Source organism: Aeromonas simiae (assembly GCF_014892695.1).
Classification (GTDB): domain Bacteria; phylum Pseudomonadota; class Gammaproteobacteria; order Enterobacterales; family Aeromonadaceae; genus Aeromonas; species Aeromonas simiae.
Genome location: NZ_CP040449.1, coordinates 1,024,669 through 1,037,678 on the forward strand (window position 1 = coordinate 1,024,669; position 13,010 = coordinate 1,037,678).

The 13,010-nt window shown below is 57.4% G+C and carries 8 protein-coding genes; 4 read left to right on the forward strand and 4 right to left on the reverse strand.

Annotated features, from left to right (window positions below):
- The first annotated feature begins 192 nt into the window (after window positions 1-192).
- A complete protein-coding gene (locus FE240_RS04865; RefSeq protein ID WP_226799000.1) occupies window positions 193-2,913 on the forward strand; it encodes a glycoside hydrolase family 3 protein in 2,721 nt (906 codons plus the stop codon).
- Between the two features lie 198 nt (window positions 2,914-3,111).
- On the forward strand, window positions 3,112-4,443 hold the full coding sequence (locus FE240_RS04870; protein ID WP_193003600.1) for an ABC transporter substrate-binding protein: 1,332 nt from the start codon (window positions 3,112-3,114) through the stop codon (window positions 4,441-4,443).
- A gap of 320 nt (window positions 4,444-4,763) precedes the next feature.
- On the opposite strand, the gene FE240_RS04875 is transcribed toward FE240_RS04870, so the two are convergent.
- From FE240_RS04875 to FE240_RS04890, 4 genes are all read right to left on the reverse strand, one after another.
- On the reverse strand, window positions 4,764-5,786 hold the full coding sequence (locus tag FE240_RS04875) for a LacI family DNA-binding transcriptional regulator (RefSeq protein WP_193003601.1): 1,023 nt from the start codon (window positions 5,784-5,786) through the stop codon (window positions 4,764-4,766).
- 138 nt (window positions 5,787-5,924) lie between these two features.
- Window positions 5,925-6,779, reverse strand: a complete 855-nt coding sequence (locus FE240_RS04880; protein ID WP_193003602.1) for a MalM family protein — start codon at window positions 6,777-6,779, stop codon at window positions 5,925-5,927.
- 72 nt (window positions 6,780-6,851) lie between these two features.
- On the reverse strand, window positions 6,852-8,141 hold the full coding sequence (locus FE240_RS04885) for a carbohydrate porin (RefSeq protein WP_226799002.1): 1,290 nt from the start codon (window positions 8,139-8,141) through the stop codon (window positions 6,852-6,854).
- A gap of 61 nt (window positions 8,142-8,202) precedes the next feature.
- Window positions 8,203-9,483 (reverse strand): putative glycoside hydrolase, encoded by a 1,281-nt coding sequence (locus tag FE240_RS04890; RefSeq protein ID WP_193003603.1) that lies wholly within the window; start codon window positions 9,481-9,483, stop codon window positions 8,203-8,205.
- Between the two features lie 1,142 nt (window positions 9,484-10,625).
- Here FE240_RS04890 and FE240_RS04895 point away from each other — a divergent pair.
- Window positions 10,626-12,116, forward strand: a complete 1,491-nt coding sequence (locus FE240_RS04895) for a SulP family inorganic anion transporter (protein ID WP_193003604.1) — start codon at window positions 10,626-10,628, stop codon at window positions 12,114-12,116.
- 19 nt (window positions 12,117-12,135) lie between these two features.
- Window positions 12,136-12,987: a universal stress protein gene (locus tag FE240_RS04900; RefSeq protein ID WP_193003605.1), complete on the forward strand. Its 852-nt coding sequence runs from the start codon at window positions 12,136-12,138 to the stop codon at window positions 12,985-12,987.
- Window positions 12,988-13,010: the final 23 nt, after the last annotated feature.

Genomic DNA, 13,010 nt, shown 5'->3' on the forward strand with positions numbered 1-13,010 from the left:
TACCATGGCAAGGCAAAGATACTGCTGGAATGGTGCAGAGATTTCTGTTTACCATTAAATATTCTTGCAATCGATTTCATGTCTTGGTGTTGCATTTTCAATGCAGCCCCATGTTCGATGGGCCAAGTGATGAATGAGAACATCCGGAGAGTCATAAGGAAAATGCGTAAAACAACAGGTCTCACCAGGTCTATGACCTGCCTATTCGTAGGGTGCGGTATCTGGAGTGCCGGGGTGGCCGATGAGCTGTCGACCATGCCCTATTTTGCCACCTGGCCGCAGATCCACAGTGCCATTGCCAAGGATGAGGGGATGGAGCGCCAGATCCAGGCTCTGCTCTCCCGGATGACGCTGGAAGAGAAGGTCGGCCAGATGATCCAGCCCGACTTTCGTGAAGTGACGCCAGAGGAGGTGACGCGCTACAAGATTGGCTCTGTCCTCAATGGGGGAGGTGGCTGGCCCGGCAATAACAAACATGCGTCGGCATCGGACTGGGCACGTCAGGCCGACACCTACTGGCTGGCGGCGGAGGCGGGCTTTGAGGGCAGGGGCTATCGCATCCCCTTCATGTGGGCGACCGATGCGGTGCACGGCCACAACAATGTCTTCGCGGCGACCCTGTTCCCGCACAACATCGGCCTGGGGGCGGCGCGGGATCCGGGGCTCATCTACCGTATCGGCCAGGTGACGGCGCGGGAAGTGGCCGCCACCGGGCTGGACTGGACCTTTGCCCCGACGGTCGCGGTGCCCAGGGATGATCGCTGGGGCCGGACCTATGAGGGCTATTCCGAAGATCCCGCCATTGTCTATCACTATGCCGGCGCGATGGTGCGCGGCCTGCAAGGGTCGGCGGTGGATCTGCGCGGCCAGCGCCATGTCATCTCGAACGTGAAGCATTTCGTGGGGGACGGCGGAACCCAGAATGGGGTCGACCGGGGCCAGAACTTCTATTCGGAAGCCGATCTGCGCAACCTGCACGCCGTGGGCTACTTCTCGGGGCTGGATGCCGGCGCCCAGGTGGTCATGGCGTCGTTCAACAGTTGGCACAATGAGCTTAATGGCGATGTGCTGCCAGAGGACGGGGCCGAGTACAACGGTAAGCTGCATGGCAGCCGCTATCTGCTGACCGATGTGCTCAAGGGCAAGATGGGCTTTGATGGTCTGGTGGTCTCGGACTGGAATGGCCACAGCGAGATCGCCGGTTGCACCATGGGGCGCTGCCTGCCTGCGGTGCTGGCCGGGGTCGACATCTTCATGGTCACGGCGCGCAAGGACTGGATGGAGTTTCGCCAGAGCCTGCTCGATGGCGTGGCGAGCCGGCAGATCCCGATGAGCCGCATTGACGATGCCGTGACGCGTATCCTGCGGGTCAAGATGCGGGCCGGGCTGTGGGAAAAACCCATGCCGTCGACCCGTGAGCTGGCGGGCAAACAGGGTGAACTTGGCGCCGCGGCGCACAAGGCGCTGGCCCGGGAGGCGGTGCGCAAGTCGCTGGTGCTGCTCAAAAACGAAGACGGGATCTTGCCCCTGAGCCGGCAGAGCCGGGTGCTGGTGGCGGGCAGCGCCGCCAACGATCTGGGCAAGCAGGTGGGGGGCTGGAGCCTGACCTGGCAAGGCAGCGAGAACGGGCACGGTGATTTCCCTGGAGCCCAGAGCGTACTGGATGCGGTGACCGCCACCGTCGGTGCGGATCGTGTGCAGGTAAGCACCGGGGCCGGGGATCTGACGGGAGCCAAGCCCGATGTCGCCATCCTGGTCATGGGGGAGGACCCCTATGCCGAGTGGTTCGGCGACATTCCCGATAACAAGACCCTCGCCTATGGGGATCTCAAGCGCAGCTATCACGAGGATCTGTTGACCCTCAAGCGGCTGAAGGCGGCCGGCATCCCCGTGGTGACCGTGCTGTTCTCCGGGCGCCCGCTTTATGTCAATGAGGAGCTCAATCTCTCTTCCGCCTTTGTCGCCGCCTGGTTGCCGGGCACTGAGGGGGAGGGGATCACCGATCTCCTGTTTAAGGATGCGAAGGGCAAGGTGGCCCACGACTTCCAGGGACGCCTCTCCTTCTCCTGGCCCTTTGCCAAGTGCGCCACCACCATCAATCGCACGCCCACCCATATCCCGGGCTGGCAGCGCCCTGCCTTCGAGCAATCCCTCGAAGGGGAGAATGCACCGCTCTTCCCCTATGGCTACGGGCTCAGCTACAGCAAGCCTTCCCCTGTGGCGGCTCGGGTTAGCAACCTCAATACCCTGACCTTGGATAACCGTACCTTCGGTTGCAACGAGAGCGATCCCGCCAAACTGAGCGCCGCCGACAAGGTGCTTGAGCTGTTCGGGCCCAAGGCGGGTGAAGAGCACCGTCTGCGCATGGGGGATGCCAGCAACTGGACGGGGACTGAAGTCTCCGGCAACAGCGTGACCGAGATGACCTTCATCAAGGTTCAGCCCATCGACTACCTACGCCAGCAGGATGCGCGCGCCGTCACCTTCCTTGGTACGGACAAGCCGGGTGTCGACTCCGGAGCCACGATCCAGTTGCAGACCACCCAGGTCAAGGGGGCGGATCGTCGCACCTACTTGAAGGGGGAGAGCGAGCTGCGGGTGACGCTGCGGGTGCAGCAGGCGCCAGCGGGCGACATGACGCTGGGGATGCAGTGTGGCTGGCCTTGTGGCAAGTCCATCGAGATTGCACCGGCCTTGCGCCAGTTGCCCCCGCAGCAGTGGGTGACCTTGAGCCTGCCCCTGCGCTGCCTCGAAGAGGGCATGGACTTCGCGAAGGTCAATACCCCCTTCATCTTGGGCACCAGTGGACAGGCGCGCATCGACGTAGCGACCGTACGCTGGGTGCCGGCTTCCCTGCTGGGGGCGTCAGGGGAGGTGGCTAGGCTCGATTGTCAGGGCCGCTTGACTCGATAACCCGTCAAATAAATGCACCAGGATGCCTGCCGGGCTCCTGGTGCCTTGATAACCGGCCCCGCTCGGGGCGGTTATCGCCGACGTGGCTCACGCGAGCAAGCCGGCCTCTCGGGGGCGGCGAGCCGTGGTGAGCTGTCGTCGGGGCTGGCCGCCAGCAACCGAGTCTGGTGGCCCGTTTCAAGGAGTAGGAGAGAGGCGATGTGGAAATCAGTGAGTGCCCTGCTGGTGTGGGGGGTGAGTACGGCGGCGCTGTCCCAGGCGCTGGTGCTGGAAACCTGGCGTGTGGATGACGAGGCGCTGTGGAAGGCGCAGTTTCTGCCCCGTTTTCAGGCGCTCCATCCCGAGATCACCCTCAAGCTGCAACCGCAGCGCTCGGCCGATTACGATCAGGGGCTTGCCGAACGGCTGGCGGCAGGGAAGGCGGGGGATCTCATCACTTGCCGTCCCTATGATCAGTCCCTGCGACTGTTTCAGCAGGGGTATCTGCTGGATCTGACGGAGCTGCCCGGCATGGAGAACTTCCCAAGCTTTGCCAAGGCCGCCTGGCAGACCGATTCTGGGGCCCAGACCTTCTGCCTGCCCATTGCTTCCGTGATCCAGGGTTTTTACTTCAATATCGACATCTTCAACAGCCTGGGGCTGACGCCGCCCCGAACCCGCGCTGATTTTTTCGCCGTGCTGGAGAAGGTGAAACAGGATGGCCGCTACCTGCCGCTGGCGCTGGCGGCCCACGACAGTTGGGTGGTCTCAGAGCTTGGTTACCAGAATATCGGCCCCAACTACTGGCGGGGGGAAGATGGCCGCTTGGCGCTGATCAATGGCCAAGCGCGAGTGACCGATGCCCCTTATGTGGCGGCATTTCGTGAGTTGGCGAGTTGGCGGCCCTACTTAGGTGAGCACCCGGCCGATACCACTGAGGCGCAAGCGGTGGATGCCTTTGCTGCCGGCAAGGCGGCCATGATCGTGGCGGGATCCTGGTCGTTGGCCCAGTTCACCGGCAAGGTCAACTTTGGCGCCTTCCCGCCCCCCGTCGCACGGGAGGGGGACACCTGCTACTTCACCGATCACACCGACATGGGGATCGGCATCAATGCCGCCAGCCCCAACAAGGAGGCGGCCCTGAAGCTGGTGGAGTGGATGGCGAGCGCCGACTTTGCCGAGCGTTTCTCCAATTCGGTGCCGGGTTTCTTCTCCCTCTCCAACCACTTCTTCGAGCTCAAAGACCCGGTGGCGAGCACCATGATGGGCTGGCGGGATACCTGTGACTCCACCCTGCGTCTGGGGGCCCAGTTCCTCACCCGGGGTGAGCCATCGCTCACCACTGAGCTCGCAGACGTATCGCAATCCGTGGTGCTGGGTACCTTGACGCCGGAAGCGGCCGCCGCGCGCATACAGCAGGGGCTGGCAAGCTGGTATCCCCCCCAGAAGGCGGCCACGAAAAGAGCCCGTCTGTGCGAAGCGGACGCGCCTCTCTCCACGCAGGCCACCAGTGCTGGCATCGGGACGGAGTCCCCTTTCGCAACGCCGTGACGCAGGTCATGCCCACAGGAAAGGCACCGCCCTGCGGTGATCTGCATACTGTCCAAGGCGCCTTTAGGCGCCTTTTTATCAGGGTTGGCGTCTGTCATTGCCTGGTTGTGGCAGGTTTCAGGGCACCGACTGGCCAGGCCGGATTGAGCGAGCCATGGGCTTGCCTTGCAAGGTAGGGAAGCGGGTGTCTGTACCAAATCAGAAGAGACGAGATGAAAGATACGATACGGATCAGGACGGGCTTTCTCGCTGGGCAGGGAAAGGAAAAGCGGCCCGCAGGCCGCTTTGATCTGATGCTGTACAGGGCTCCCCGTCAGGGCTCACCCCTTGTACGGCAGTGTGGTATCACGCTCCACTATGCTCAATTCGGGCAATTCGTCCGAGTTCAGCTCCGTATTTTCGATCAATCCCAGCAGGGTCTTGGCCATTTTAACGCCCATCTCGTAGATGGGTTGGCGTACCGTGGTCAATGGTGGGTTGGAGTAGGTGGAGAAAGGCAGATCGTCGAAACCAATGAGAGAGACATCTTCGGGCACACGTAAACCACACTGTTTGAGTCCCAGGATAGCCCCATAGCAGGTCTGATCGTTGGCACAGAAGATGGCAGAGAATTTCCGGCCGCTTTCCACCAGCTTTTTGACGGCATTGAGTCCACCTGCCTCGGCGAAATCCCCTTGGATGACCAGGGAGGGATCATATTCGAGTCCGGCGCTCACCAGGGCCTGGCGATAACCATGATGACGCTCGATGGCATCGTTATGATCCGGCAAGCCGACGATATGGGCGATATCACGATGACCCAGATCCAATAAATAGCGAGTCGCCATATAGCCACCCAGCCGGTTATTGATGCTGAAGGAGTGTACCCGTTCGGTCATGATATTGTGGCCCGTGGCCACAATCGGTATTTGCTGTGAAAACTCAAGCAACGTTTGCTGATTGACGTGACCGGTCAAAATAATGAGGCCATCAACTCGGCGAGCCACAAGCAGTCGCAGCCGCTCAACTTCTTCCTCTACATTCCAGTGGCCACTGACAATCAGCGGTACATATTCCATACCTTGCAGGGTATGTTCAACACCCCGCAACATTTCATTGGAGAACGGACTCTCAACATGTTGAGTCAATACCCCCAAGGTCATGGACTGTCCTGTCTTCAGGTATTGCGCCATCAGGTTGGGGCGGAAATTCAATTCTTGAATTGCATTTTCCACGGCTTGGCGTTTATCTGCGGCGACTTTGGCCGAGCCATTCAATATCCGGGATACTGTGCTTGCCGAGACGCCTGCTCGACGGGCGATATCATAGACAGTGGCTTTTTTTTCCTGAGCTGACTTCGACATCCCCCCTCCGTATTCGACTGTGAAATCCCTGATTATGGCCAGTATTAGATAAATATCTTCTTATTAAATCAGCAAGTTAGGATACTCCTTTCCCCCTACGGTGACAAGCGGTGATGCGTTGCCTCTGGGGAGGGAATGCTACTGCTGAGCCTCAAAAAAGACCTCTTTTGCCTTGGTAAAACCAGCCTTTTCGGCTGCCTTGACCCATGCGATAGCCTGCTCGTAGTTTTTGTTCTCTACCGCAGTACGAATATGCTGATAATACTCCATCTCACTCAATGGTTTATCTGTATTGACAATGATGGGGGATACGTTTTGCACGATTTTATCAGCGTCGGCGTCGAGTGATAAATATAGGCGGCCGGTGGCTGAGTGGGGCACTTCTACATTGATGAGCCGAGCGACATCTGAGGTGCGATTATATTGCATCGCGCGTTGGAGATCGTCGGGGTTGAGCGGAGTGTTCCCTTGCATATCCTGCGCTGTGGAATAGATCACCATGTAGGCCACTCTGGCACCACCAATAGAGGCTGGAATGGTAAATTCCCCTTGGAGATGTTGCTCAGAAATTAATGAGCGACCGTCATATTGGAATATGGTGCTAGAAATGGTCTGAATGGCTCTGTAACTATCATCTAACAACAGGATGCTGGGCAGGAAGACGGTATAATCGACTGGAATGGTTATTTTTACGTGGGCAGCCTGGGTGAGGGCCGGCAATGAGAAGGGCATCACATAGCTTTTACCTGAATCGAAGGCATAGACCTGGCTGTTTGCATCTATATTAACCCAGCGGCTCTTCAGCCCCAGAGGCTGGAAGTGCAGCTCCTTAAATGTCTCGATCGCCACCTTGTTTGACAATATCTCCTTGTCATCATAAACCTGCTGCTGAGACGTTGCTGCCGAGTTAGTGGGGGGCGCAGCGTCAACGCTGACGCAGCCTGCCATCAGTAAGCTGGCTAAAAAAGGTAGGTACTGCTTACTTTTATTCATTTTGTTTCCTTATAAAATGCGGGCCCCCCAAGGGGCCCGAGATTATAGAGTGGGTCAGTATTTCAACCTAATTTACCACCACATATCCGCTTGTACACCAACGAGGAAATCTTCACGATCTTCTTGCCATGGCGTCTCATTATTGTGTTTGACATAGGTTGTCAGCAAACGGATCTCGGGCGAAGGCCCCATTCCCGTGTTGACAGTAAACGTAGGCACGATACTGACCTTGTGGGAAGTGCTACCACGCTCAATGTTGTCGACGGTCAAATTATTTTTCACATAACCAATTTCAGTTTGGACAGAGAAAAACTCATTGACCGGGAAAACAGGGCGCAGTGAGGCGGCATACCAAGAGTCGTGTCCACCCATCTCATAATCGTTGTACTGATATGACAACGTGGGGAGTAAGTGGATGTTGGCACCATACCAACCCCCCCAGAGGAAGAGGCGATAGGATTGGTCGCCATCCATTACCTTGGATTGATAAGGTTTGTAACCATCCGCCTTATCTTGCAGGGTTTTCTGATACAGAGACCCTTTACGATACATGGCTGTATTCGTCAGATTGGCTCCTAGCAGATCCCCAGATCCCAGTCCTCGCCCCGCTTGGGCAATGAATTTGGAAAAACCACCGGGTAGGAAGAAGAAGTCATCGCGGGAATAGATGAGCGTCCCCTCAACCCCTTTGGTTGCGTACTGCTTACTGTCCCCATCAAATTCATTGTCGGGCATCTGTTTCAGGGCAATTTCCATATCCCAGGCACCATACAAAGCCCCGGCATGGAGGGTATGCATGGTTGCATCGGTACCATTAGCGCGATCGGAATGGTCGGTGTCATTGCTGTTGATATAGGCAAAGTCCCATTTCCCTCCAGCCATCTCCAGACCTTTTATACCGGCGCCAGTGCCCGAGTAGTCAGTGTAAAAAAAGTCGGTAGTCCAGATATAGTTTTCCCGATCGTAGTAGCGTAAACCTCCCCATATGGTACCAGTCGGTATAATACCGCCAAGTTCTACATACGTTTCTGATACACCACTCTCCCGAGGCGAGGTGCGGGTTTGCAAGCCGTCGGCATCCGATTCCACCTTGAAATGTATATTGACGGACTTGTTGTTACCCAGATCCCATAGTTTATTTAGACCGGCTTCCCAACTGTTATCCAGCTCGGAGCCAAGGCGCCCCATATTTTTATCCATCTCATATTCATAGCCAGCCTTGGAAAAATTATCTTTTGCATCAAAAAGAGAGCCAGCACGAATATAACCATGGAAACCAAAACTTTCGGTAGCATGGGATACGGCAGGTAATACAAGCCCACAACATGCCCCGACAAACAAGGCGAGTGACTTCAATTTCATCTTATTGCTCCAATCCGTAGAAAAGTATTTTCAAGCGTTCTCTTGAGGATTTAATGCCTTATCAATTGATCTTCTGGCAGGGCTGACTGCTGTCAAAGTCTGCCGGGATAGTTGTTTTCAGGGCCACGTTGGTGAAGGCGAAGCGCAGACCGGCCATGGAATCCCATTCCCCGCTCAGGTAGAGCGCTTTTTGTACCGAGCCAGTGTTGGCCACCGGGATGAGAGACGCGACCGGCAGGGTGCAGCGGTACCAGGTGTCGTCATCGGGCACGACGTCGCTGTTCATGGTGAAGAAGGTGCCATAGTCCGGGCCTGCGGTTCCGTCCATGCGGATCTGGATGTTGTTGGAGTCACCGTAGCTGGAAACCTTCATATCGAGCAGCATGACGCCGTCCTGATAGGCAGAGAGATCCCCATTGGCGCTGTCGGTCCCGAGGAAGGCGGCGCCATTGCCCGGCAGATCCATGGTGATGACCTGGTTTTCATCGGTCAGCGTGCCGCCGAAGCTGGCTACCGGGTAATCGGCACTGCGGTCCTGGGCCAGACTCTTGTCACCGGAGTAGTAGAGTGCGGTATCGGTGGCCACTAGCGCGGGGGCGTTGTTGACGCCGGAGCCGGTCTCCGGCTCGGTACCGGGATCGGTGCCAGGATCGGTACCATTACCTGGCGCTTCACAGGTGACCGGGTCGACAACGGGCTTGGCCGAGGTGGTGAGCAGGTACTTGATGTTGGTGATTTCGTAGTTGAAGGCTTCCTTGGTGGCCAGGTGGAACGGTGTGCCCACGGTGGCGAGGTTGATGGCCGTGGCACCGGGGAAGGGCTTCATGCAGTTGATGGGGAGGGTGAGCGTTTCCCAGTCGCCGGTACCGGCCAGGGCGCTGGCAATGGGCAGGCTGCTACGGTTGGGATATTCGTTGTCGATGGAGGCATTGAGCTCATTCGGTATCGTCTCGCTCTTGATCCGCAGTTGGAACTCGATGAAACCGGAAGCGTATTGGCTCAGGTTCAGAGGGGTGGCGGATTTGAGCATGAAGGTGCCATCCCCGTCACCGGCCACCTGCACATCGACGGTGTCATCGGTTCCGGCATTGTTGATGAGCACGGCGCTGATGCTGGTCATGGCGACGGGAGAGGCCGTCACCGGTTGCAAGTTCCAGTTGTCCTTCTCGGACTGGATGCTGGGGGTTACCCCCGCATTGGCACCGAGTCCAAACAAGAACAGTGCGCTATCGCCAGGGGGCGTGGTGCCACCGGTATTACCACCGTTGTTGCCACTATTCGAGTCGATATTCTCGGCCCCACCACACCCGCCAAGCAGGGCGGCGGCGATCAACGACGCCAAAAGTCCTTTTTTTGTTGCATTCATACTGACCACTCCAATCAATGGGAAAGATATCCACCGCGATGAACTGTCAAGACTCAAACAGACGTCATGCAATCGATGCCAAGACAAATCATGCTGACTTCATTTTCTTGAAATCGATTTCCAATGCAATGCTTATCCCTTGTGATGATCAAAGTTTGTGTTTCAAATCACAGAAAACATCTCTTGGTAACCAGCAACAATGATGTGGAAAACAATGAAAAAACCAAACAAATTAAACGCACTTGGTTGTTTTTGTTGATGTTTTTCTTGTTTTTGTTCGCGTCTTAATATCAGAGGTAACGTATTGGCGTCGATCTAGGATGTATTTGGGGTGATTGTGATGTATCGATTTCTGAGCAACACTTGCTGTGATTTCGATTTCATTTGTGTGGTGAATGATAACTACGCTGTTATCCACCTTGCGGGGAGCTCTCCAGTGGTTCCAGTACAACCTTGATGGGTGATGACAAAATGTGTGCAAAATTGCATCCGTGGCCTCTTGATTGTGCCGGGTTCTGCTGCGGGCGAGCGGCCTCTTTGCCACCAACAAACCCAAGCGAATCAATATGGTTGGGCTTTTTCATTGATTGCCGTGGTGGGGGGATGAACCGCAGGGAGGTTGAAATGGCGTCAGCGACGCTTCGTTCATTGAGATGATGTGCTCATATGGGAGTCTGTCTTCATGACGACGTGTTGCAGGGGGGAGTGAGTCCTCTTTGTGGGGCTATACCAAGCGTATCATTTGGAAAGCGCGAGCAGAGGCGTTGCCTGCTTTGTCGTGATGACGATATACGATTGAACTCGTTGTGCTCCCCGGTGTTTTTACCCAGACCCATTCAGATAAGGCGGGATCAGCTTCACTCTCGCCGCTTCTCTGTTCTCACGCCTTCTGCTAGGCTGCTGACCCCATGACCTCAACGGCGCATATCGGCGTGACTGTCACGCCGCCTTAACCCTTCCCTTTGCGGCGCCTGCCGCTTGACTCTGGTGTTCATGACCGGAGCGATTTTTTACACCCATTGAATCCCTGTACAACAAGCCCACACAGCCTAATGCCCTCTGACGCCTAGTCGGTGGCGGCTTATTGCTATGGATCTCAAATAAGCGAGACATTCCCAATGCTAGAACGTGCAAGACAAGAGTGGTTTTCTAATATCCGTGGCGACCTGCTGGCCGGTATCGTGGTCGCCCTGGCGCTGATCCCGGAGGCCATCGCCTTCTCCATCATCGCCGGTGTCGATCCCAAGGTTGGGCTCTATGCCTCCTTCTGTATCGCCGTCGTCATAGCCTTCGTCGGTGGCCGCCCCGGCATGATCTCCGCCGCCACCGGTGCCATGGCACTCTTGATGGTGACCCTGGTGAAAGAACATGGCCTGCAATATCTGTTGGCCGCGACCCTGCTCACCGGGGTGTTGCAAATCGTGGCGGGCTATTTGAAGCTCGGTAGCCTGATGCGGTTTGTTTCCCGCTCGGTAGTGACCGGCTTCGTTAATGCCCTGGCCATCCTCATCTTCATGGCCCAACTGCCTGAGCTGACCCATGTCACTTGGCAGGTCTACGCCATGACGGCGGCCGGCCTTGCCATCATCTATCTGTTCCCGCTCATCCCCGTGGTGGGCAAGCTGGTGCCCTCTCCACTGCTGTGCATCGTCATACTGACGGCGGTGGCCATCACCCTGGGCATCGATGTTCGCACCGTGGGCGACATGGGCGAGCTACCCGATACCCTGCCCATCTTCCTCTGGCCAGAGTTGCCGCTCAATGTCGATACCTTGGCCATCATCTTCCCCTACTCTGCGGGTCTGGCTGTGGTGGGCTTGCTTGAATCCATGATGACGGCGGCCATTGTCGATGATCTGACCGATACCCCAAGCGATCGCAATCGTGAGTGCAAGGGGCAGGGGATCGCCAATATCGGCGCCGGCCTGATGGGGGGCATGGCGGGGTGCGCCATGATTGGCCAGTCGATCATCAACATCAAATCCGGTGGCCGTGGCCGCCTCTCCACCTTTGTGGCGGGCTCCTTGCTCATCCTGATGGTGGTGTTCATGGATGAGTGGATCCGCCAGATCCCCATGGCGGCCCTGGTGGCGGTGATGATCATGGTCTCTATCGGGACATTTTCCTGGGCGTCGGTGCGTAACCTGAAAACTCACCCCCTCTCCACCAGTATCGTGATGCTGGCCACCGTCGCTGTGGTGGTGGCTACCCATAACCTGGCGCTCGGGGTATTTGTCGGGGTACTGCTCGCCTCCCTGTTCTTCGCCAACAAGGTCGCCCGCTTCATGCTGGTCAAGAGCGACAGCGAGCGCAGCGGCGCGGTGCGCACCTATCAGGTGAGGGGCCAGGTGTTCTTCGCCAGCGCCGAGCAGTTCTTCGCTGGCTTCGATTTCAAGGAGGTGGTGGAGAAGGTGGTGATCGATCTCACCCATGCCCACTTTTGGGACATCACCGCCGTCACCGCACTGGATAAAGTCGTCATCAAGTTCCGCCGTGAAGGAACTGAGGTGGAGATCATCGGCCTGAACGAGGCCAGTGCCACCATAGTCGACCGCTTCGGGGTTCATGACAAACCGGAAGAAGTGGAAACGCTGCTGGCTGGCCACTGATCATGAAAAGGAGTCCATCATGACCCATATTTTTGCCTGTATCGACGGCTCCCCTGCCCAGACCGCAGTGTGCGACGCCGCTGCCTGGGCCTCGAGCGGCACAGGGCTGCCGGTCACCTTGCTGCACGTACTGGAAAAAAACGCGTTTGAGGGGGAGAGCGATCTCTCCGGCGCCATCGGTCTGGGCAGCCGTGAGCTGTTGCTAGAGGAGTTGGCCGAGCTGGATCATCGGCGCAGCCGCCTGGCCCAGGAGCAGGGTGGGCGGCTGCTCGAGAGCGCTCAAGGCTACTTGACTGGTTTGGGGGTGGCCCAGGTCGAAAGCCTGCAACGCCACGGCCAACTGGTGGAGGCGGTACAGACGCTCTCACCCGGAATGCGCATGATGATCATGGGCAAGCGGGGCACTACCCACGCCGGAGACCACGCGCTCATCGGCAGTCATATCGAGAACGTCATCCGCACCCTGGCCAACCCCATCATGGTGGTGCAGCCGGGCTTTGAGGCGCCGCGCCGCTTCCTGCTGGCCTATGACGCCAGCCAGGCCGCGAAGAAGGTGCTGGAATTGGTCGTTAGCAGCCCGCTGCTCAAGGAGCTAGCGTGCGATCTGGTGATGGTCGGTGAGGCGAGTGACGAGCACGATCGCCAACTGGCGCAGGCTAGACAAGCGTTGAAAAGCGCTGGGGTAGAGGTTGACGCCCACCTGATTCAGGGAGAGGTGGCTCCGAGCATTTGCCAGCATGCCGCCGAGGTGGGTTGCGATCTCATCGTGATGGGGGCTTACGGCCACTCACGGATCAGGCAGTTCATTGTGGGTAGCACCACCACCGGCTTGCTCAAACGCACCACGGCCGCCGTACTCTTACTGAGATAGAGGGGAGGGGGCCAAGGCCCTCT